This window comes from Flavobacterium rhizosphaerae, assembly GCF_046000445.1.
Lineage (GTDB): Bacteria > Bacteroidota > Bacteroidia > Flavobacteriales > Flavobacteriaceae > Flavobacterium > Flavobacterium rhizosphaerae.
Window position 1 is genome coordinate 92,993 of record NZ_JBELPZ010000002.1, and the last position, 20,715, is coordinate 113,707.

The 20,715-nt window shown below is 38.3% G+C and carries 23 protein-coding genes and 1 riboswitch; of the genes, 17 read left to right on the plus strand and 6 right to left on the minus strand.

Translation table 11 applies throughout. The annotated features are described in order from the left end of the window. The first annotated feature begins 4 nt into the window (after window positions 1-4). Genes ABS766_RS02870 through ABS766_RS02880 form a run of 3 tightly spaced genes read left to right on the plus strand, consistent with a single transcriptional unit; the run spans window position 5 to window position 2,322 of the window. On the plus strand, window positions 5-1,123 hold the full coding sequence (locus ABS766_RS02870; protein WP_408083601.1) for an exosortase/archaeosortase family protein: 1,119 nt from the start codon (window positions 5-7) through the stop codon (window positions 1,121-1,123). A gap of 43 nt (window positions 1,124-1,166) precedes the next feature. Beyond that, entirely contained in the window at window positions 1,167-1,961 is a 795-nt protein-coding gene (locus ABS766_RS02875; RefSeq protein WP_408083602.1) for a HipA family kinase, read from the plus strand. Beyond that, on the plus strand, window positions 1,939-2,322 hold the full coding sequence (locus ABS766_RS02880; protein WP_408083603.1) for a DUF3037 domain-containing protein: 384 nt from the start codon (window positions 1,939-1,941) through the stop codon (window positions 2,320-2,322). Before ABS766_RS02875 ends, ABS766_RS02880 begins: the two co-directional genes overlap by 23 nt. A 38-nt stretch (window positions 2,323-2,360) precedes the next feature. On the opposite strand, the gene ABS766_RS02885 is transcribed toward ABS766_RS02880, so the two are convergent. Next, window positions 2,361-3,035, minus strand: coding sequence for a hypothetical protein (locus tag ABS766_RS02885; RefSeq protein WP_408083604.1), 675 nt, complete (start codon window positions 3,033-3,035; stop codon window positions 2,361-2,363). A 230-nt stretch (window positions 3,036-3,265) separates the two neighbouring features. On the opposite strand from ABS766_RS02885, the gene ABS766_RS02890 reads away from it, so the two are divergent. The 5 genes from ABS766_RS02890 (at window position 3,266) to ABS766_RS02910 (ending at window position 7,754) form a co-directional block, all read left to right on the plus strand. Continuing rightward, window positions 3,266-3,823, plus strand: coding sequence for a helix-turn-helix domain-containing protein (locus ABS766_RS02890; RefSeq protein WP_408083605.1), 558 nt, complete (start codon window positions 3,266-3,268; stop codon window positions 3,821-3,823). A 29-nt stretch (window positions 3,824-3,852) separates the two neighbouring features. Next, the gene (locus tag ABS766_RS02895) at window positions 3,853-4,299 is read left to right on the plus strand and encodes a response regulator (protein ID WP_408083606.1); all 447 of its coding nucleotides are present in this window, start codon (window positions 3,853-3,855) and stop codon (window positions 4,297-4,299) included. A 141-nt stretch (window positions 4,300-4,440) separates the two neighbouring features. Then, the gene (locus ABS766_RS02900) at window positions 4,441-4,878 is read left to right on the plus strand and encodes a response regulator (RefSeq protein WP_408083607.1); all 438 of its coding nucleotides are present in this window, start codon (window positions 4,441-4,443) and stop codon (window positions 4,876-4,878) included. 3 nt (window positions 4,879-4,881) lie between these two features. After that, window positions 4,882-5,472, plus strand: coding sequence for a biliverdin-producing heme oxygenase (locus ABS766_RS02905; protein WP_408083608.1), 591 nt, complete (start codon window positions 4,882-4,884; stop codon window positions 5,470-5,472). Window positions 5,473-5,492: 20 nt separating this feature from the next. Continuing rightward, window positions 5,493-7,754 (plus strand): ATP-binding protein, encoded by a 2,262-nt coding sequence (locus tag ABS766_RS02910; protein ID WP_408083609.1) that lies wholly within the window; start codon window positions 5,493-5,495, stop codon window positions 7,752-7,754. Between the two features lie 4 nt (window positions 7,755-7,758). Here the strand turns inward: ABS766_RS02910 and ABS766_RS02915 are convergent, their stop codons facing one another. Together ABS766_RS02915 and ABS766_RS02920 are read right to left on the minus strand one after the other, a co-directional pair. Continuing rightward, window positions 7,759-9,087: a voltage-gated chloride channel family protein gene (locus ABS766_RS02915; RefSeq protein WP_408083610.1), complete on the minus strand. Its 1,329-nt coding sequence runs from the start codon at window positions 9,085-9,087 to the stop codon at window positions 7,759-7,761. A gap of 47 nt (window positions 9,088-9,134) precedes the next feature. Further along, window positions 9,135-9,197: riboswitch (Fluoride riboswitch) on the minus strand. Window positions 9,198-9,252: 55 nt separating this feature from the next. After that, entirely contained in the window at window positions 9,253-9,417 is a 165-nt protein-coding gene (locus tag ABS766_RS02920) for a hypothetical protein (RefSeq protein WP_408083611.1), read from the minus strand. Between the two features lie 215 nt (window positions 9,418-9,632). Here ABS766_RS02920 and fumC point away from each other — a divergent pair, with 215 nt between their 5' ends. The 4 genes from fumC to ABS766_RS02940 all read left to right on the plus strand — a co-directional run bounded on the left by fumC (window position 9,633) and on the right by ABS766_RS02940 (window position 13,218). Beyond that, window positions 9,633-11,030, plus strand: a complete 1,398-nt coding sequence (gene fumC, locus ABS766_RS02925) for a class II fumarate hydratase (protein ID WP_408083612.1) — start codon at window positions 9,633-9,635, stop codon at window positions 11,028-11,030. A gap of 91 nt (window positions 11,031-11,121) precedes the next feature. Beyond that, window positions 11,122-11,775 (plus strand): hypothetical protein, encoded by a 654-nt coding sequence (locus tag ABS766_RS02930; protein ID WP_408083613.1) that lies wholly within the window; start codon window positions 11,122-11,124, stop codon window positions 11,773-11,775. Next, on the plus strand, window positions 11,768-12,259 hold the full coding sequence (locus ABS766_RS02935; protein WP_408083614.1) for a GNAT family N-acetyltransferase: 492 nt from the start codon (window positions 11,768-11,770) through the stop codon (window positions 12,257-12,259). Before ABS766_RS02930 ends, ABS766_RS02935 begins: the two co-directional genes overlap by 8 nt. Beyond that, on the plus strand, window positions 12,259-13,218 hold the full coding sequence (locus ABS766_RS02940; protein WP_408083615.1) for a hypothetical protein: 960 nt from the start codon (window positions 12,259-12,261) through the stop codon (window positions 13,216-13,218). The genes ABS766_RS02935 and ABS766_RS02940 overlap by 1 nt, the downstream gene beginning before the upstream one ends. Here the strand turns inward: ABS766_RS02940 and ABS766_RS02945 are convergent. After that, entirely contained in the window at window positions 13,215-13,922 is a 708-nt protein-coding gene (locus ABS766_RS02945; protein ID WP_408083616.1) for a DUF1003 domain-containing protein, read from the minus strand. The two genes, ABS766_RS02940 and ABS766_RS02945, sit on opposite strands and share 4 nt — an antisense overlap. Continuing rightward, complete coding sequence (gene corA, locus ABS766_RS02950) at window positions 13,922-15,010, minus strand: magnesium/cobalt transporter CorA (protein WP_408083617.1); 1,089 nt, start codon at window positions 15,008-15,010, stop codon at window positions 13,922-13,924. Before corA ends, ABS766_RS02945 begins: the two co-directional genes overlap by 1 nt. A gap of 73 nt (window positions 15,011-15,083) precedes the next feature. On the opposite strand from corA, the gene hutI reads away from it, so the two are divergent. Beyond that, window positions 15,084-16,319 (plus strand): imidazolonepropionase, encoded by a 1,236-nt coding sequence (gene hutI, locus ABS766_RS02955; RefSeq protein WP_408083618.1) that lies wholly within the window; start codon window positions 15,084-15,086, stop codon window positions 16,317-16,319. A 52-nt stretch (window positions 16,320-16,371) separates the two neighbouring features. Here the strand turns inward: hutI and ABS766_RS02960 are convergent, their stop codons facing one another. Then, window positions 16,372-17,244 (minus strand): hypothetical protein, encoded by an 873-nt coding sequence (locus tag ABS766_RS02960; RefSeq protein WP_408083620.1) that lies wholly within the window; start codon window positions 17,242-17,244, stop codon window positions 16,372-16,374. Window positions 17,245-17,346: 102 nt separating this feature from the next. Between ABS766_RS02960 and ABS766_RS02965 the strand changes: the two genes are divergently transcribed. From ABS766_RS02965 to ABS766_RS02980, 4 genes are all read left to right on the plus strand, one after another. Next, window positions 17,347-18,381 carry a formimidoylglutamase gene (locus tag ABS766_RS02965; RefSeq protein ID WP_408083621.1) on the plus strand — a complete coding sequence of 345 codons (1,035 nt, stop codon included), beginning with the start codon at window positions 17,347-17,349 and terminating at the stop codon, window positions 18,379-18,381. 69 nt (window positions 18,382-18,450) lie between these two features. Next, window positions 18,451-19,728, plus strand: coding sequence for a DEAD/DEAH box helicase (locus ABS766_RS02970; protein ID WP_408083622.1), 1,278 nt, complete (start codon window positions 18,451-18,453; stop codon window positions 19,726-19,728). Between the two features lie 55 nt (window positions 19,729-19,783). Continuing rightward, window positions 19,784-20,308 carry a hypothetical protein gene (locus ABS766_RS02975; RefSeq protein ID WP_408083623.1) on the plus strand — a complete coding sequence of 175 codons (525 nt, stop codon included), beginning with the start codon at window positions 19,784-19,786 and terminating at the stop codon, window positions 20,306-20,308. Window positions 20,309-20,353: 45 nt separating this feature from the next. Continuing rightward, a complete protein-coding gene (locus ABS766_RS02980; protein WP_408083624.1) occupies window positions 20,354-20,665 on the plus strand; it encodes a hypothetical protein in 312 nt (103 codons plus the stop codon). Window positions 20,666-20,715 lie beyond the last annotated feature (50 nt).

The window sequence follows — 20,715 nt, forward strand, 5'->3', positions numbered from 1 at the left end:
GGCAATGGCTAAGTTTAGAAAAAATATATTATTGCTGTTATTGCTTATACCTTTTGCTACAGATGCTAACATGGCTTCGCCGGTTCTTGAAGGTAGTTTTTCTTCCTCTCCTTTTATTGGTAACTATGTTGATATTACTTATGAAAAAATACATATTATCCCGGATAGGGGATTTAAAACTGCAAAGTTTGTAGTCGAATATTATATTGAAGCTAAAAAAAGCGGATTACAGATTCCCCTTCTTTTTTATGCTGCCGGGCTGAGAAACGGATTTGAAGTAAAGATAGATGGTAAAAATGTAGCGTTACAACAAGTGCCACAAAATTACAACCCGCATGGGGGGGTGCCTTATTATGAATTTATGCAGTTTTATCAGCGTAAACCATGGCAGAATTATGACGGCGTTTTTGAAGCAGAACTTGAGGACGGGGAATTTAATACAAACGTATTGTTTAATGAACTTCAGTTTTTTTATGTTGATATTCCCAAAGGCAGCCATATAATTGAAGTGAACTATACTGCTGATCACTGGATTGTGAGGGACCACTGGCTTAATACGTACAGTTTCCGCTATGCACTCTCTCCTGCCAAATACTGGCGCTCATATGGCGGGTTGGAAGTTACACTTGATAATACAGCTGCTCATAAGGCAATAACAACCAATTTAGGCGTGCCTGAAAGCGGTAACCTGAAAACTACAGCCGTATGGAAGTTTGATACCCTGCCTGCTGCGTATATAATAATAGAAGATAAACCTAAAATATCGGTAGTAGCAGAGTCCCTCATTACAATAGGCCCCGGGTTAATGGCGTTTGCGCTTTCTGTTATACTAGTTACCCTGCATATCATCTTTATCAAAAAATACAGGCGCAGGCATATCAGCAAAAAATATTCGACTGTGGTGATTGCTGGCAGCGTTATTTTGCCGTTTATCTGCCTTTATCTATATCTTGTAATGTACTCTGTGATAGATTATTTTATTGGAGAGGCCTATGCCAGCCACTATCACGGTTATATCTTTTTAATATTTATTTTTTATCCTTTCTTAGTGGTTATTTATTGGCTGGTAATGTGGTTATTAGACTGGCTCCTGAAAAAGAGATTGAAGCTAGTAAATAAATAAATGTGCCAAATTCATTACTTTTACCATTGCAAGTGTAACTCCTATGGCAAAAACACCTCAATTGCGCACGGTAGATGTGATGCGCTATATAACCCCCTTGCGCGAAGGCGGGTCTTTACCCGCACTGGCTGCGGCAGATGATGGCTTTAATTATGTTTTAAAATTTAAAGGTGCCGGCCATGGTACCAAAGCCCTTATAGCCGAACTGCTAGGTGGCGAAATTGCACGCACCCTTGGGTTGCCTGTACCGGAACTGGTTTTTGCTAATCTTGACGAGGCCTTTGGCCGCACCGAAGCCGATGAGGAAATACAAGATCTGCTGCAGGCCAGCCAGGGGCTAAACCTGGCACTGCATTATTTGCAGGGCGCCATAAATTTTGACCCTGTTGTTACTACCGTAGCACCTGAGCTTGCCTCTAAAATTGTATGGCTTGATGCTTACATAACAAATGTTGACAGAACATTCCGCAATACTAATATGTTGATATGGCATAAAGAATTGTGGCTGATAGACCACGGGGCATGCCTTTATTTTCACCACTCATTTACAGATCCTGAAGGTCATGCCAAAAGTCCCTTTGCCCTTATTAAAGACCATGTGTTGCTGCCACAGGCATCGCTTTTACAAGAAATTGACCAAGAGTACAGGGCATTGTTAACCGAAGATACATTAAGGGGCATTGTAAACCTTATACCGGATGAATGGCTGCAATGGGACGGGGCAGAACAAACGCCAGAAGAGATAAAACAAGTATACTTTACTTTTTTGACAACCCGTTTAGCTAATAGTGATATTTTTATAAAACAGGCACAACATGCAAGAGAGGCACTTATATGAATATGCAATAGTACGTGTGGTTCCCCGTGTGGAGCGGGAAGAATTTATAAACGTAGGCATAGTGCTGTTTTGCAAAAGGCTCAGGTTTATAAAAATGCTGTATACCGTAAACGAAACCAAAATAAAAACACTTTACAACGAGGCTGATACAAAACAGATACAACAAAACTTGGAATCGTTTCAGCGTATTGCAGAAGGGGCAAGAAATAGTGGGCCTATTGCCCTGCTCGAAGTACCCGAGCGTTTCCGTTGGCTAACAGCGGTGCGCAGCTCGGTTATACAAACATCAAGGCCCCACCCCGGCTTTTGTACCAATCCTGCGGAGGCAGCACAGCAACTTTTTGAGGAAATGGTATTATAATATTATAATTGCTGGTTAAGAATTTTAAACCTCTGGAGCTACACCACAGTTTTGGTTTTGTTTATAAGGTACAGATACTCAAACATGCAAAAAGCCGCTACTGCCCCAAAAGTATGCCATAAAAAATGCGTGCCCCATTGCAGCCACCCCCACATATCTGACACCCGAAAGGTAAGCGCAAAAATAAAAGCCAGTAAAGCAAACCCAACCCACATGCCGTTTTTAAAACGGGTTTTAATAAGGTAGGCCACAACAGGCACCAGTACAATAGCAGCCAACACTGCATAATTTATATTAATAAAAAGGTGTACATTTGTGGCGTTAGCTATGTAAGTGCGGCCAATAAACATAAAGCAGGCATAAAACAACACTAATACTACAGCATAATACCAGCGGGTAAGCCTCCAAATAAAATATACCCCCGCTGCAACACACAATAACATTATAGGCAGCCAGTCCATCATAATAAAAATATTCCATCGCCGCAGGCCATGGTAAATAGTACCGCCAATACCTCCAACATAAAGCAACACAAGTGCAACTGAAAGAAAAGTGTGCTCCTTGCCTTTGCCCCACAACTTAAATGTCCAGTATAATGCAACACCTAAAAACAGAAAAGAAGTAATCATATTTAAAGGCTCCGGAAAAAAATGCTCAAGATTGGTCTCGGCATATAGTATACCACCGTCGGGCGGACTCTGATAGATAGGCATATTAGACTTTTTGTAAGTAAAAATATTAAAATAATACCTCACCTGTTTTCTAAACCCATTGTTTTTTATAGTTTGATTCAGTTAATATTATGTTATAAAACACTGGCATTAAACCTTGTTCATAAAAAAATAGTGTTTATCTTACAACATTATACAAATTAAACACACACTATATCATCTTACATAAATTTTACTAATTTTACTAATTGTGAAACAGGAATAAAGAAAGAATGGAACTTTACATAAAATACAACATAGACATGATGTGTAAAGTACTCCTTCAGCAACAGCTTGATAAGTTTAACATAAATTGTACGGTAACAGAGCCGGGGTATGTAAAATTCAGGGAAAATATACCCATGGAAACATATAACAAATTAATTGAGTCGCTAAAGGGGTTTGGAATTGAAATAGTTGATAACCAAAAAAGTATATTAGTACAAAAAATTAAAAATGTTATTATAGAAATGCTCTATTCAGATAAAGGGATGCAGTCACTCAAAGTATCATCTTATCTTTCAGAAAAACTTGGGGAAAACTATCGTACTTTATCTCAGGTATTTTCTGAAGTCACTTTTATTTCAATTGAAAATTTCATTATTTTGCACAAAATTGAACGGGTAAAACAGTTGCTGCTTACCGAAAATTTGTCGCTTACCGAAATTTCTTTCATGATGAACTACAGCAGTGTTGCCTATTTATCGCAGCAATTTAAAAACATTACCGGCGTTACCCCAACTGCATTCCAGAAAATCATGAAACAAAAACGTTACATAGAAACCAAATAATATAAACAGAACTTAACTACAGTAAACAAATGCGTCCTACCTCTTTACATATTATGCTTGCTGATGACGATGAAGATGACCGCCTTTTTTTTAAGGAAGCATTTGAAGAAGTCAAGATAAAATATGATATATCAATGTTTAACGATGGTGAACAATTGATGAATTATCTTAACAAACCCGAAAACCCATTACCGGATATTATTTTTCTAGATCTTAATATGCCCCGTAAATCTGGCATGGACTGCCTTAGGGAAATCAGGGATAATGACAGGCTTAAACGTATTTCGGTTGCCATATATTCAACTTCATCTTCAGAACAGGATATAGAAGATACTTTTGTTTCGGGTGCGAACGTATACATCAAAAAGCCCAACGATTTTAATATGCTGAAAAAAATTCTCAGCGATGTAGTACATATTAACTGGCAATATATAATGGATGGGCTAAATAAAGACAGCTTTATATTAAGCTTATAATTTATGAGGCATTTAAATAATTTTCATTCGTTATTATTTACTTTTTTTTAACAGTTAAAATTAATGTGAACTTATCTGTTTGCCTTTAAATTGGTTATATTTGTTGTTTTGGTTATGTTTTAACTTCAAATAATTTTGGTCATGGCAAAGGAATTAACGATATTTTATACAGATGATGACCAGGAAGATGTAGAGTTTTTCAGGGAAGTTGTTCAGATAATAGATTCAAAAAAATATATAGTAGTAGCACAAAATAATGGGGAGCAGTTGCTTCACGCATTACAAAACCCGCCACCACACCCATATATAGTTTTTCTGGATATAAATATGCCCGGTATGAATGGTTTGGAAACATTAAAAAAAGTGCGTACTACTATTAATAACAAATACCTGCCTGTTATAATGTTTTCCACTTCTAAAGATGACTTAACTATAGAAGAAAGCCGAAAACTGGGCGCTAATTTATATGTACCTAAACCCGGTATGTTTAATCAGCTAAAAAAATCAATAGAAGATGTTCTGAGAATTAACTGGCCTGATTTTATACCCACCAAAGATAATTTTCTTTACAGTAGTTAGGATATGAATGATATACATATTGCAGAATTCTCAAAAAAACTAAAAGAATCTACTGCCCTGCCACATCAGCAACTTGAGGCATTACCCATATCAAAAGCAATTATAAGCCCTGATATTGATAAAGATACCTATATAAAGTATCTTACACTCATGCATGATATAGTTAAAGATGCAGAAGAAAATATTTTTCCTATACTAAATACTGTAATTCCGGATCTTGAGCAGCGCAATAAAACGTTGTTGATACAGGCAGATTTGCGTTTTTTGGGTGCAACATATACTACTAACAGTAAACCCGTGAGTAATGGCAATACGTTTTCTACAGGCTTTGCAATGGGCGTATTGTATGTTATTGAAGGATCATCATTGGGCGGAAGGGTAATTTTAAAAAATATTGAGAAAACATTAGGCTACAACAGTAGTAACGGCGCTACATATTTTTCGGGATATGGAGATAAAACCGGCACCTACTGGAAAGCTTTTATAAATAAGCTTTCTGAATATGAAAAAGAAAATAATGACGGCGAAGAAATCATAAAAGGAGCCTATTATGCCTTTGATGCCATTAAAAAACATTTAGCTACACATAGTTAGCAAAACCTGAAAAGGACCGTATGAAGATAAGAGATATTGTAAACCGCGATATAGTTAATCTTACCAATTGCGAACAGGAACCCATACACATACCAGGCAGTATACAGCCTCATGGTTTTTTATTAGGCATTAAAAAAGATAATTTTGTAATAGATTTTTGTAGTGCTAATTCAGCAGAATACATAAACCTTTTTTATAGCCAGCTTTTAGGGAAAAGTTTTAGCGAAATTTTTGGTGAAACTGCTCTACAAACCCTTACGGATTATATTGATGACGGCAAAATGCTGTCTTCAAGCCTTTTAAACATCACTCTTGAAGGTGTAGATTTTTTGTGCACCGTACATTTAAGCGGTACTAATTATATTTTAGAAGCAGAGCCGGTAAGTATAGAGCAAAAAGCGGTTAGTGATGTATATAATCATACCAAACAGTTTTTATCATACCTATCAGGCACACAATCCTTCAAGGAACTTTGCCAGCTTGTTGCCAAAGGAACACGCGAAATTACCGGATATGACCGTGTAATGGTGTACCGTTTTGATAAAGATTATAATGGGGAAGTATTTGCCGAAAGCGTTCGGGATGACCTGGAGCCTTTCCTGGGCCTGCACTACCCACACACCGATATACCGGCACAGGCGCGTAAATTGTATACACAAAACCTTCTGCGCCTTATTACAGATATTGATTACACCCCGGTACCCATATACACACTCGATGATGACCAGGATAAAACCCTTGATTTAAGCCTGTCAACACTCAGGAGTGTATCACCCATACACGTACAGTATCTTCAAAATATGGGGGTTGGCGCTACATTAACTATTTCCCTTATTTATAAAAATAAACTTTGGGGCCTTATTGCCTGCCACCATTATTCCCCAAAAAACCTTAGCCCGGAAATTAAGCTGGCGGCACAGTTGCAGGGGCACTTTATTACCTCTCAAATAGACCTGCGCCAGTCAAACGAAGAGTATGAAATAGCCCGTAAAACCAACCTTGCTTTTGAAGCGCTGAATATAGAAACGTTATCTGCCAAACCTGATACGTTTAAGGAACTGGTTAAAAAACCTGACCTACTTAAACTTTGTAATGCTTTTGGGGTATCGGTGTTTTTTAACGGCGAAATTTATAAAAACGGTTTATGCCCCCATGATGACGAAATACTTTTTATTACCAAATGGCTGGCAGAATATAGCAGGCACGGTAGTTTTGTAACTAATAAGCTTGTAGATTATATTCCTGAATATAAAGACTGTAAAATGGCATCGGGAATAATTTACCATTCTCTTAGTATTGAAAACAACAATTGTATTATCTGGTACAGGCCCGAAACATTAACTGAGATAAATTGGGCAGGCGACCCCACAAAATCTATTATAAAAGATGAAAAAGGGATGTCTCCCCGAAATTCTTTTAAATTGTGGAGAGAGATTGTAGACTGTATGAGCAAACCCTGGCTAAAACCTGAAACTGATACTGCTGCCGCTTTTGCTTACAGTATGCAACGCCAGATAAACCTTATACTTATTACACAGGAAGAAGAAAAATACCGAAAACTGAGTGAACTTTTAAAACAAACTAATTCTGAACTGGAAAACATTAACTGGATTAGCACGCATGACCTGCAGGAACCTTTGCGTAAAATACAGTTACTCTCTTCACGCATACTTACCCGCGATGAAGAAATACCCGAAAGTGTTCAGGATACCATTCAGCGTATGAATGCCTCTGCAGCCAGGATGCAAACATTGCTTATTGATATACTTAAATATACCCGTCTCAGGCATACAGATGATTCATTTGAAAAAGTGAACCTTAACCTGCTTATAGAAGAAATTACACAGGGAATGGATGACTCTCTTACAGATCATACCGAAATAATTACTGAACAACTGCCTGATGTGCATGGCATTCCGTTTTTATTAAAGCAATTGTTTTCAAACCTTATTTCCAATTCTATAAAATATATTGCTCCTGGGGTGCAACCAAAAATTAACATTTCATCTCCGGATGCTCCTCTCACTTTTAATAATGAAACAGATACCCTTTACAACGTAATCAATATTTCAGATAATGGTATTGGCTTTGACCAAAAGTATGCCGAGTCTATTTTTAATATTTTTACGCGCTTACACTCCATTACAGAATATAAAGGTTCTGGCGTTGGCCTGGCATTATGCAAAAAGATTATGCAAAACCATAACGGATATATTACAGCCAACAGCACACCGGGTAAAGGTACAGTTATGAGCCTTTACTTTCCTGTAAAAAGGGTATAGGTAATTATTTTTTGTAACCGTTACCGGCTTTATCTCTATTTCGTAAAGCAGTAATCATAGTAAGGGTTTTGTTTTGCTGCCTGCCATATATAAGGTGCTTGGCACTACCCACTATTTGAGAAGAATATATACCGGTATGCCCCGAAAATAAATAGGCCACCACGCAGGCTATACCAACAAAAACCCCACACCCGGCACCAAAAAGTTCAATACCCATTAAAGTACAGGCAAGTGGTGTATTGGTAGCCCCTGCAAAAACAGCCACAAAGCCCATACCGGCTAGTAATGGCATAGGTAGCGGTAAAAACCATATTAATACATTGCCAAGGGTTGCCCCAATATAAAATAACGGGGTTACTTCTCCCCCTTTAAAACCAGCCCCCAGTGTAAATGTGGTAAAAAGTATTTTTAATAAAAAATCATAGCTGTTTACATTATATAAAAAAGCTTCCTGTATAACAGGCACCCCCAATCCTATATAACGTGTGGTATCCATACTCCACACAGCAAGGGCTATAATTGCACCACCCAATACAGGCCGCAATGGCGGATAGTTTATTTTATTTTTAAACAGCGCACCAAAGTAATGCACCAGTTTAGAAAAAAGCATAGCCGCAAGGCCAAATAATATACCTGCCCCAATAGCACATAAAAAGTTTATAAGGGTCATCTCGGGTACATCAGGTATAACATAATGTGTATGGTGCACATTCCACATGCGGCATGTTTGGTCGGCTATTATAGCCGCCATAAAAGAAGGCAGTATAGATTCATAACGCATACGCCCAATAATTAAAACTTCTAAAGCAAATACAGCGCCGGCAAGTGGTGTACCAAATACAGAAGCAAACCCTGCACTAATACCAATAGTAAGTATAACTTTCCTGTCCCGTGGGCGCAGGCTCAAAAATTTAGTAAACTGGTCAGCAATAGCGCCACCCATTTGCACTGCTGTACCCTCACGCCCGGCAGAACCGCCAAAAAAGTGTGTCAATACAGTTCCCGCCAGTACCAGCGGTGCCATTTTAAAAGGTATTATTTGTTTGGGACTGTGAAATTCTTCCAAAAGTAAATTGTTGCCTTTTACCACACTGTTACCATAGTAATGGTACATAAGCCCTATTAAAAGGCCTCCCAGCGGCAGCAGGGCAATTATCCAGATGTGGGCCTCGCGCCAGTTTGTTGCCCACTCTAAAGATATCAGGAAAAATGCAGAGGCAGAACCACATAAAACACCAATTACCAAAGAGATAACCAGCCATTTTAAAAGATAAGCCAAAAGGGGAATTTGCTCTATGGCAACAATGCGTTTTTTAAATTTCAATCTGTCCATAAGTAAACCTTAAACTCAATTAATACATCTGTTTACAGCTATTGCCGTATAAACCAGACGTCATCAGCCTTATAGGGCGGTTCAGGGCAGACATCATTGCCATTTAGGTAATATTCAGCATAAAAAAACTGCCTGAGGCAGTTTTTTTATGGGTAGAAAAACAGGTTACTCCCCGTTTCTCCTCTCGTTTCTTTTTTCTTTAATAAGTTCTATTGTAGCGCCGCCTAACCAATAACCAACAAAGCTCACAAGGAACATCATTAGCCAGAAGCCGATAGTTGCAATAGTTAAAAAAGCTAAGAAACCTAAGTACTGGTCAAATTCAAACATGTTTGAAATTTTTTCAATTCAGCTTCAAATATACTGTAAAATTTTACTTTGCCAACACATCCTGCCCGAAAATTGCTCAAAATAATTATCCAAATCTTTTTATATCCCTCGCATTTATGCGTAATTTTGGCTGGCTTTTAGTAATGCCTGCACACTTACAGGCACTTAAGCTGTAATAGTAAAATAATTTCAACCATAATTCAATTTAAACAAAAATGGAATACAGGATAGAAAAAGACACCATGGGTGAAGTAAAAGTGCCTGCTGATAAATTTTGGGGTGCACAAACCGAGCGTTCTCGCAACAATTTTAAAATAGGGCCTGCGGCCACAATGCCAAAAGAAATTGTTGAAGGCTTTGCTTACCTAAAAAAAGCAGCGGCCTATGCTAACCACGACCTGGGTGTACTTTCTGTAGAAAAACGCGATGCCATAGCACAGGTATGCGATGAAATACTTGAGGGTAAATTAGATGACCAGTTTCCGCTGGTAATATGGCAAACAGGGTCTGGTACTCAAAGCAACATGAATGTAAATGAAGTTGTTGCCAACCGTGCCCAGGTACTTGCCGGAAAAAAAATTGGCGAAGGCGAACCCGTTCTAAAAGCCAATGATGATGTAAATAAATCGCAATCAAGCAACGATACTTTTCCTACAGGCATGCACATCGCGGCCTATAAGGCTGTTGTAGAGGTTACCATACCCGGCGTTGAAAAATTAAGGGATACCCTTAAAGCAAAAAGCCAGGAATTTATGGATGTAGTAAAAATTGGGCGTACCCACCTTATGGATGCCACTCCCCTAACCCTTGGGCAGGAACTAAGCGGCTATGTGGCGCAGCTAACCTATGGCATTAAAGCGCTTAAAAACACCCTTAGCCACCTTAGCGAACTGGCTCTTGGCGGCACTGCTGTAGGCACAGGCCTAAACACCCCTGAAGGGTATGATGTAAAAGTTGCCGAATATATTGCCAAATTTACAGGGCACCCCTTTGTAACTGCCGAAAATAAATTTGAAGCCCTTGCCGCACACGATGCTATTGTAGAAAGCCACGGTGCGCTCAAACAACTTGCAGTATCGCTAAATAAAATAGCTAATGATATACGCTTACTGGCTTCAGGGCCACGTTCGGGTATTGGCGAAATAATGATTCCTGAAAATGAGCCGGGGTCTTCTATAATGCCGGGTAAGGTAAACCCAACCCAGTGCGAAGCTTTAACCATGGTGTGCGCACAGGTTATAGGTAATGATGTTGCCATTACATTTGGTGGCGCACAGGGGCATTATGAGCTTAATGTGTTTAAGCCGGTTATGGCGGCTAACTTTTTACAGTCTGCACGGTTAATTGGTGATGCCTGTGTATCTTTTGAAGAGCATTGTGCCAGCGGTATAGAGCCTAACTACACCCGTATTAAGCAACTTGTTGATAATTCATTAATGCTGGTTACGGCGCTTAATACTAAAATTGGCTACTATAAAGCTGCCGAAATTGCGCAGACGGCCCATAAAAATGGTACTACCCTCAAAGAAGAAGCAGTACGCTTAGGCTATGTTTCTCCTGAAGATTTTGATGCCTGGGTAAAACCGGAAGACATGGTAGGTACTCTTAAATAAGAATCTTACATTATATATTACAGGAACCTGCACAAAAGTGCAGGTTTTTTTATGCCTGTTTTGTATATTAGCTGTAACCAACAAGAAAGCCATGAAATTATTTTTAATTATTTTATTACTGCCCTTATCGGTATTTTCTCAAACATCAACCGTTATTGACAAACCGATTGTTTACCTTAATGAGAACGACAGTATTATTTCTCAAAAAGATTTTGATAAACAGTTACATCATGCGGTTAATATAGAAGGGTACTATGAAACCGATACCACATTTGTTGCCAAATTGTACACAAGAAGTTTTTTTGACAGTATATCACCTGGTAATAATCAGAAAATAAGAGAATATGTAAGTATGCTTACGGGGAATAAGCCTGAAGATTCTGATATAATAATAATTCAATTTTATAGCGGTTTACGCAATAGGATCTCTGACCTCGATCAACCATATTGGAAAAAAAAAGATAAAGATTATGTAAGAGGGCTCCCTAAATCTATTAAAAAACAGGTTAAAGCATATTATATATATCATCACGATTTTAGCCCGGAAGATAGCGGGGCAAAAAAATGGGGCTGGGTTTATGATAAAAACAGGCTTATAGAATATGCTTTTTTTCCAATTCATTTCAATTACAACAATACCATTGTTATTATGCCCGACGGAAAAACATTTACATATTATGGTGAGCATGGCCCTGACCAGATTAAGGAAGGTTTAAAAGAATTAGTCTCACAAAACAATGATTAATATCAGAATAGCTACCGATGAGGATTTACCTAAAATCCTGGAAATAGTTAATCACAACATACAGCACAGTACTGCAGTGTATGATTACGAACCAAAAACAGAAGCTTTTATAAAGCACTGGTTTCAGGAAAAACAGGAAAATAATTACCCGGTGCTGGTAGCTGAATATAAGGGTGAAGTTAGCGGGTATGCCTCTTATGCACAGCTAAAAGCAAAGGACGGTTATAAATTCACAATGGAACATTCGGTTTATGTAGCGCCGGGACAAGAAGGCAAAGGCATAGGCAAACTGTTGTTAGCACAGCTAATCGCTATAGCAAAGAAAAACAATATCCATAGCCTTATTGGCCTTATAGATGCTGATAATGCCGGAAGCATAGCTTTCCACAAAAAATTCGGGTTTACAGAAGCCGGGTTTTTAAAAGAAGCGGGGTACAAGTTTGACCGTTGGTTAGATGTGGTAATAATGCAATTATATTTGTAATGAAAAAAGTTTTAAAAAAACAAAAGATACTTTTATTTATTGGTATTGCCGTAGGTGTACTCTATGGCGTGGGAGCACGTTTTTTATTTGACTCCTCAATAGCTACAATAAGTTTCTTAATTTTGGTACCCACAGGGTTAGGAGCTGTTACTCTTCTATTTGTACAGGAAAACCAGTTAAATTCTTTCAAAAAAATTCTTTTTATTCCCTGGCTAAGCATTATTGCTTTGTTTGGCATACTGCTGATATTAAGAGTAGAAGATTTTTTATGTATATTTCTGCTTCTTATTCCTTTTTTTGCTTTCGCTACTTTAATAATCTTTCTTGTTGCGTTTATTAAAAACCGCAATCTTAATAAAAAACTTAAAAACAATACCTTATTATGCCTTGCAGTATTACCTTTTATATTTTTTTGTTTTGAAAAAGATTTGAATATACCTGCAGAAACCAATATAGTAACCAGTGAGAAAATAGTAGATGCCCCAAAACAAATAATCTGGAATAATATTGTTAGTGTACCACAAATAGTGGATGATGAATATAATGCCGGTATATTTAACTACATGGGATTGCCACGTCCGTTAAAAGCAACAGTAACAAAAAAAGATATAGGGGGTATTCGTACCGGGTATTTTGAAGGAGGCCTAAAATTTAAAGAGCTCATCACAAAATATAATTACTGTAATTCAATATCCTTTTCTATTTCTGTAGATGCATATTCAGCACAAAACACAGTTTTTCATAAACATGTATTAAATGGTAATTATTTTAAATTTAAAACTGCCGAATATGAATTAACGACATTACCTGACGGAAAAATAAAACTTACATTATCATCCCAATACCAACTTAAAGGTAATGTAAATTTTTATGGTAAATTTTGGGCAGACATAATGATAAAAGATTTCCAAGACCGTTTATTGGATGTTATAGAAAAAAGGTGCAGTAAACAATTTTAATCTTTACTTTTTTTCTCCATACGCTCCAGTATATCTTTCATCATATCCACCTGTACCTGCTGTATTTCTATTAAAGACTGCTCCTGGTTAAGTATCAGGTGGTCTAATTTTTCGTGTAGCATACGTATCTCAAGTTCAGATTTCAGGTTAACCATATAATCATTTTTTGCACGTTCACGGTCTTTTTCACCCTGCCGGTTCTGGCTCATCATAATAACCGGGGCCTGTATGGCAGCAATACAGGAGAGTATGAGGTTAAGCAATATAAACGGATAGGGGTCAAAACCTTTATCCAGCAGTAAAAAAGCATTTATAGCTATCCATGCCAGCAAAAAAAACAAAAAAGAGAGTATAAACGTCCAGCTACCGCCAAAAGTAGCTACTTTATCGGCCACGCGCTGGCCAAGGGTAAGCTTTTGCGGTTCGTCTTCCAGCTCGTCGGTTAATATGGTTTTATTTCTGAGCGATTCTACTACCTTTTCTTCCATTTGCGATAAGTCCCCCATTTCTTTTACCAGAAAATCTGAAATATATTTTTCCCTGAAATGGTTAAGCTCTGCCATTGCAAGGCTGCAGGTATCATCAAAATGAGGGTATTCATTTTGTATGGTATCAAAAATAGCAGGGCGTATAAGTTTAGCGGAAACCCGTTCCCTAATCGGGAATTCTTTTCCCGAAATATCACTTTTAAATTTTTGTATCATTAAAACCAGTCTTTTCTTTTAAAATAATATACCATAAATGCTGTGAGCACAATCATAACTACTAAGGTAACATAATAACCGTTCTGGGTATGCAACTCCGGCATATTATCAAAATTCATCCCATATACCCCCACAATAAAAGTAAGCGGTATAAATACAACCGATACTATGGTAAGAGTTTTCATTATCTGGTTCATACGCTGGCTTTGTGCCGAAAAATGGAAATTAGAAGCGCTATCCAACGATGCCAGGTCATATTCTATCTGATCCAGCAGTTCAAGGCATTTATGGTGCAGGCGGGAAAAATAGGTATGCGTGGAATTATTTATGGTTTCATAATCATCGTTACCCTGTTCATTTTCTGTTTTAATATTATAAAGGGCATCTTTTAAAGGTATTATCGCCCTCTTCAAAAAAATAATATTATCTTTTGTTGATTCTACCTCATTTAAAAAATCAGCCTTATAATTGATTTTTGCTTCATTATTAAGGTGCTCTATCTTTAGCTCATACTTTTCAATAGTTACAAAAAAATTCTCCATTATGGCATCAAGCATCATATACAGCAGGTAATCGTTTTGTTTTTTACGCAGCATACCTACCCCGGTGCGTATACGCTCGCGTATGTGGGTAAAATAATCGCTTTTCTTTTCCTGAAACGAAATAATAATTTCATCTTTAAGCACAAAGCTAATCTGCTCTGTAGCCATTATCCCTTCCTCCTCCTCTGGCAAAACCGATTTAACACTAAAAAAAAGTACATCTTCCATTTCCTCTACACGGGTACGCCGGGAAGTATTTAAAATATCGCCAACTACAAAATTTTCCAGGCCAAACAGGTCGCCAATCTGTTTTATTAAATTAATATCGTGCAGGCCATGAATGTTAAACCATTTTATATCGGTAGCCAGTTTTTCATCCTTACAAATTTTCACCGCATTTTCAACAGGAATGTTGTTGTACTCTTTAAAACCGTTTTCATTATACACAAAAAGCTGCATTTGCACTGGCTCTTGGGTATATTTTCCGGTATATTCCAGATAATTTGTTTGTACAGCCCTTACTTTCCTGTATTTAATTTTTTTCATGCACGTTGTATTTTCAATAATAAATATAGGAGTTTTTTTAAATGCACCCTATTTTTACAAAAAAGTTTAATTGATGGCACTATTAATCACTAATATTAAAGAATTAATACAAATACGCGAAAGTACTATACAAAAAGTAAGCGGTAAAGAAATGGCAGAACTCCCCACATGCAAAAATGCATGGCTGCTTATTGAGGACGATGTAATAAAAGATTTTGGCACTATGGATAGCTGCCCGCCCATAGGCAGTAATGAGCATATAGATGCCACCGGAAAAATGGTGCTACCCGCCTGGTGCGACAGCCATACCCACCTGGTATATGCGGGCAACCGTGTTCAGGAATTTGAAGACCGTATTAACGGGCTTTCTTATGAAGAAATTGCAGCCCGCGGCGGCGGCATACTCAATTCTGCCAAAAAGCTGAATGAAACCAGCGAAGATGATTTATACAACCAGTCATGCTTACGCTTGGAGGAAGTAATGCAACTGGGTACTGGTGCCATAGAAATAAAATCAGGATATGGACTTAGTGTAGCGGGGGAACTGAAGATGCTACGGGTAATAAAGCGCCTGAAACAAGCATACCCCATAGCCATAAAAGCTACATTTTTAGGTGCACATGCTTTTCCTGCTGAGTACAAACAAAATCATTCCGGTTATATTGACCTGATTATAAACGAGATGTTACCGCAGATTGCCGAAGAAAAACTGGCCGATTACATTGATGCATTTTGCGAAACGAATTACTTTTCGGTAGCGGAAACAGAGCGGATAATGGAAGCCGGAAATAAGGCCGGGCTACAGCCTAAAATACATGTAAACCAGTTTACTGCAATTGATGGCATAGCGGCCTGCGTAAAACATAACGCCCTTACTGTAGACCACCTTGAAATTGTAGAAGACCGAGATATTGAAGCATTAAAAAACAGTAATACCATGCCTGTGGCCTTACCCGGCTGCTCTTTTTTTATCAGTATTCCGTATACACCGGCAAGGCATTTACTGCAGGCCGGCCTTCCCCTCGCCCTCGCTACCGATTTTAACCCGGGTACTACGCCATCGGGCAATATGAATTTGGTTGTTGCCATGGCCTGCATTAAAATGAAAATGACTGCCGAAGAAGCCATAAACGCCGCAACACTTAACGGTGCTTATGCCATGGGCCTTAGCCATACACACGGCAGTATAACAGTGGGTAAAAAGGCAAACGTTATTATTACTAAATCCATACCCTCATATTATCAGCTGCCTTATGCTTTTGGCAGTAACATAATTGATACTGTTATCCTAAACGGTAAAACCCTATAAAAAGTAAAGCTCCCAAATTGGGAGCTTTACTTTATGGTATAATACCTGTTATTTATTTTAGCGTAAATGTTGTATCGGCTACTAATTGGTCTTTATCAAAAATGTTTACATGGTAAAGCCCTTTTTCAAAATCGCCCGATAAAGTTTCATTAACCTGAATTGTTTTATTTTCATATACAGCATTGGTTATAAAACTGTACGTAAGGGAATATTCTCCAAACTGTTCGGTTTTCTTCACACCTACTACATTATTTTTGCTGTCTATTACCTGAACATAATATGTTTTATTACCGGCCTGTGCTACTTCATTAGCCGCTATGGTAAATTTAATTTTAATTACATCTACCCTTCTGGCTTTCTCGGTTTCAACCAGCCTGCCAGACCTTTTTTGTTTAAATGATTCTGTTTCAAGGTTGGTAATAGTAAGCTTAGCCGCTTTATCCAGTTTCCTGCTCAGGTTATCGTTGCGCGAAATAAGGGTATCATTATAACTCCTTGTTTCAGTAAGCTCACCATTAATACTATCATTTACAGCAGTAAGTGCCGAATTTTGCTGTTTCAGTGCATTATTTTCAGCAATAAGCTTATCCATTTGCTTTTTCAGCTTAAAATAATCATTTTTATAGCGTTTAAGGGCTGCTGCATCTCCTTCTGCCTTCTCTACTTTAGCTAAAAGCTGTTCGGCTTCCGCACGTTTGGCTTCCAGTTCTTCCTTCAATCCGGAATTTTCTGCAATGGCAGCATCATAATTTGCAATAGCCGCTTTAAGCTCATTTTCCAGTGTAGTCTTTTCTGTAGTAAAAGTACGTTCGGCTTTTTCGCTGTCTGTACTCATTTTATACATATAGGCCAGGCTCCCCACCAGTAAAATAGCCAGTACAATTATAATGGCTTTTAAGCTTGAATTGTTTTTCTGTTGCTCCATGTTTTGATAAATTTTTCCAAATTTATTAATTTTTTAATATGTCCTATCTCCTTTAACGGAAAATTACAGAAAAATAGTATTTTTGAACTGAATAAAAGCTGCATGGAAAACTTCACAAGGCTCACAAAGGCCGATGTTACTAAATATACAAAGCACCGTAGCGGTGAAATTAAGTTTGGCGAACGCCTGCTTACCGTACCCGACGGCGAAGATATTATTGGGTTTATTAAAAGCTGTGCTGCAACATTTGTGGTTTTCGGTATACCCGAAGATATAGGCGTAAGAGCTAATTTTGGCCGCCCCGGAGCATATACCTCATGGGATGCCGCCGTTAAAAGCATAGTAAACCTTCAGCACAACAAATTCTGCAAGGCCAATAACCTGCTCATGCTTGGCCATATAAATAGTGTAGATGCTATGCAGGAGGCAAAAGCGCTTAATGTGGCTGACAAAGAGGACCGACAAAAGCTTTCGGCACTGGTAGATAAACTGGATAAAGATGTTTCGCACGTGGTAAGCCAGATATTGCTTGCCGGTAAAATACCTGTTATTATTGGTGGCGGGCATAACAATGCCTATGGTAACATTAAAGGCGCTGCACTGGCTAAGGGCAGGCCGGTAAATGCTATAAATTTTGATGCCCATGCCAACTTCAGGATACCTGAAGGGCGCCATAGCGGCAATGGCTTTACCTATGCCTTTAACGAGGGGTTTTTAAAAAACTACTTTATTTTTGGCCTGCACGAAGGGTATACCAGTAAAGTGGTAATGGAAAATATTAAAAAAAATGCCGAAAGGATAAAATATAATACTTACGAGCAGATTGCGGTAAGAAAACAAAAAAGCTTTAGCGAAGAAATGGCGCTGGCACAATATTTTATTGCCGATGATGTGTTTGGTATTGAAATGGATATGGATGCCTTACCCAACATTGCCTCCAGTGCTATAACACCCAGCGGGTTTAGTGTAGAAAAAGCCAGGCAGTTTATACACTATTTTGGCAAATCACCCAATGCGTTATACCTGCACATTTGCGAAGGTGCCCCAAATAACGATGATGTAGCCGATACCAACCTGGTGGGCAAACTTATTGCCTGCTTTGTTACCGATTTTATGAAGGCTAAAAGCCTCTCCTGAACATTAATTTAATTTACACTACCTTTGTGGCTGTTTAGCGCTTATTGCTAAGCACTTAATATAGTTTTAATGAAGTTTGAAGATTTAGATTTACTGCGTAATATACAGCAGGCAATTACAGAAGAAGGTTATGAGGCCCCTACACCAATACAGGAACAAGCTATACCTGAAATACTTGCAGGTAATGATTTGGTAGGCTGCGCACAGACCGGAACAGGAAAAACCGCGGCATTTGCCATACCCATACTTAATTTACAGCATCGCATTGTAGGATCTGCCAAAAAAGTAAAATACATACGTGCCCTTATTATAACACCAACACGCGAACTTGCCCTGCAGATAGGCCAGAGTTTTGATACTTATGGTAAATATACCAACATACGCCAGCTTACTATTTTTGGCGGTGTAAACCAGGTTTCTCAGGTAGACCAGCTAAAAAAAGGAGTTGATATATTAGTAGCAACACCGGGAAGGTTATTAGACCTGCATAAACAAGGCTTTATCAACCTGGACCATTTGCATACGCTGGTTTTAGATGAAGCTGACCAAATGCTGGATATGGGTTTTATAAACGATGTAAAAAAGATTATAAAGCTTACCCCCGATAACAGGCAAACCCTGCTTTTTTCGGCTACTATGCCCGTGCCGATACGTGAACTGGCCGATACGTTTTTAACAAAACCTAAATATATAACCGTAGCCCCGGTATCATCTACTGCAGAGAAAGTAAAACAGCACCTGTATTATGTTGATAAAGGGGATAAACGCAAATTGCTGTACCACTTAATACGTAATGAAAACCTTGATAATGTATTGGTATTTACCCGTACGAAGCATGGCGCAGATAATGTAGTTAAGGCCCTGAAAAAAAACGGTGTTGAAGCGGGTGCCATACATGGCGATAAATCACAAAATGCACGGCAGCGTGTGTTGGAGGCATTTAAAAATAAAGAAATGCCTGTTATGGTGGCTACCGATATAGCCGCCCGCGGTATTGATATTGAAAGCCTGCCGTATGTTATAAATTTTGACTTACCCAACATACCCGAAACTTATGTGCACCGCATTGGGCGTACCGGGCGCGCAGGAAACAGCGGCCTTGCCATTTCTTTTTGCGGAAGGGACGAAATTGCTTACCTCAAAGACATTGAAAAGCTTATACGTATAAAAATTAAGGTTATAGACGGGCATCCTTACCCGTATGGTGAGGCAGAAGAAACAAAAGCACCGGCACAAAAATCTCAGGGTACAAATAATAGCAATGGCCGTTCGGGAAAAACAAAAAAAGCAAATACTAATTCCAGAAAATCTGAGGCTTCTAAAAAAAATAAACGCCGTTGGTATTAAACACTGCTTATATTTTGAAAAAAATGTAACTTTCGCCTGAAAAACCATCATTTAAATGAAAGTATTTTTTTTGGTATGCGCCTTTATAGCCGGGATACCATTTTATGCACAAACTGATACTAAGCAAGGGCAGGTAAGCGATGCTGAATGGGATACTTTGGATGCTACTTTTGTAGCCTTTATTCAAACCCTGCAAAAAGAAGATAAGGCCGGGTTTAAAAAAATAAGCCTGCCACAGGTGGAGTGTATAGATTGTGTGGGTAAACCCGAGTTTAATGGTGAGGGGTATTTTGTACCGGCAGATATTTTTTTTCTTAATGTTGCAAAAAACTTTACTAAATCTCCGGTTTACAAAGCGTTAGCCAAAAGAGGCTATACGTTTAGCATTGCCGAGATAAAAAACTTCAAGCCTAAGTTTTTCCCTAAAAATTACCCTAACAATCTGTTTATATATGAAGTGTGGGTGCCCACCTACCTTAAAAACGAATTGTCACAAGGGCACCCCGGCGCCAGCCATGCTTTTCAGTTTGTAAAAATTAATGGCGAATTCAGGTTTTATGGGTTAATGTCTATACCTTAAAAAAAATTATGAAGTATATTTGGGGTATACCTAAAATTTTTAACCATGAGTATTACTTACCACTATGCAACTGTTATAAAAGCCATAGAAGAACTACGTGCTAAAGGCTTTACTGAAGACTTTAACCTTGATGAAAACTGCCTTGTTTGTAGTGTTGGGGCATTTAATGAAGACGAATTTGAAATATCTGATATATACTTTTATGAAGGCGAATCTAACCCTGATGACGAAGCTACAGTATATGGCATCCAATCCACATCGGGGCATAAGGGTGTACTGGTAACCGGAAACAATTACTTTACCGACAGCATGTCGGCGGCAATTGTTGATAAATTACTGGTTCATAAAAAGAAATAATTGTTTCTTTTATACTCCTCTAAAAACAAAACCCTCCGGAGATTTCCGGA

Coding starts and splice junctions, on each gene's coding strand:
- ABS766_RS02945 (WP_408083616.1), bottom strand. CDS start 13,922: ATGATACAAAAATTTAAAAGTGATATTTCGGGAAAAGAATTCCCGATT.
- ABS766_RS02910 (WP_408083609.1), top strand. CDS start 5,493: ATGAAGATAAGAGATATTGTAAACCGCGATATAGTTAATCTTACCAAT.
- ABS766_RS02870 (WP_408083601.1), top strand. CDS start 5: ATGGCTAAGTTTAGAAAAAATATATTATTGCTGTTATTGCTTATACCT.
- ABS766_RS02900 (WP_408083607.1), top strand. CDS start 4,441: ATGGCAAAGGAATTAACGATATTTTATACAGATGATGACCAGGAAGAT.
- ABS766_RS02935 (WP_408083614.1), top strand. CDS start 11,768: ATGATTAATATCAGAATAGCTACCGATGAGGATTTACCTAAAATCCTG.
- corA (WP_408083617.1), bottom strand. CDS start 15,010: ATGAAAAAAATTAAATACAGGAAAGTAAGGGCTGTACAAACAAATTAT.
- fumC (WP_408083612.1), top strand. CDS start 9,633: ATGGAATACAGGATAGAAAAAGACACCATGGGTGAAGTAAAAGTGCCT.
- ABS766_RS02940 (WP_408083615.1), top strand. CDS start 12,259: ATGAAAAAAGTTTTAAAAAAACAAAAGATACTTTTATTTATTGGTATT.
- ABS766_RS02960 (WP_408083620.1), bottom strand. CDS start 17,244: ATGGAGCAACAGAAAAACAATTCAAGCTTAAAAGCCATTATAATTGTA.
- ABS766_RS02895 (WP_408083606.1), top strand. CDS start 3,853: ATGCGTCCTACCTCTTTACATATTATGCTTGCTGATGACGATGAAGAT.
- ABS766_RS02915 (WP_408083610.1), bottom strand. CDS start 9,087: ATGGACAGATTGAAATTTAAAAAACGCATTGTTGCCATAGAGCAAATT.
- ABS766_RS02890 (WP_408083605.1), top strand. CDS start 3,266: ATGGAACTTTACATAAAATACAACATAGACATGATGTGTAAAGTACTC.
- ABS766_RS02970 (WP_408083622.1), top strand. CDS start 18,451: ATGAAGTTTGAAGATTTAGATTTACTGCGTAATATACAGCAGGCAATT.
- ABS766_RS02965 (WP_408083621.1), top strand. CDS start 17,347: ATGGAAAACTTCACAAGGCTCACAAAGGCCGATGTTACTAAATATACA.
- ABS766_RS02975 (WP_408083623.1), top strand. CDS start 19,784: ATGAAAGTATTTTTTTTGGTATGCGCCTTTATAGCCGGGATACCATTT.
- ABS766_RS02920 (WP_408083611.1), bottom strand. CDS start 9,417: ATGTTTGAATTTGACCAGTACTTAGGTTTCTTAGCTTTTTTAACTATT.
- ABS766_RS02905 (WP_408083608.1), top strand. CDS start 4,882: ATGAATGATATACATATTGCAGAATTCTCAAAAAAACTAAAAGAATCT.
- ABS766_RS02875 (WP_408083602.1), top strand. CDS start 1,167: ATGGCAAAAACACCTCAATTGCGCACGGTAGATGTGATGCGCTATATA.
- ABS766_RS02885 (WP_408083604.1), bottom strand. CDS start 3,035: ATGCCTATCTATCAGAGTCCGCCCGACGGTGGTATACTATATGCCGAG.
- hutI (WP_408083618.1), top strand. CDS start 15,084: ATGGCACTATTAATCACTAATATTAAAGAATTAATACAAATACGCGAA.
- ABS766_RS02880 (WP_408083603.1), top strand. CDS start 1,939: ATGCAAGAGAGGCACTTATATGAATATGCAATAGTACGTGTGGTTCCC.
- ABS766_RS02980 (WP_408083624.1), top strand. CDS start 20,354: ATGAGTATTACTTACCACTATGCAACTGTTATAAAAGCCATAGAAGAA.
- ABS766_RS02930 (WP_408083613.1), top strand. CDS start 11,122: ATGAAATTATTTTTAATTATTTTATTACTGCCCTTATCGGTATTTTCT.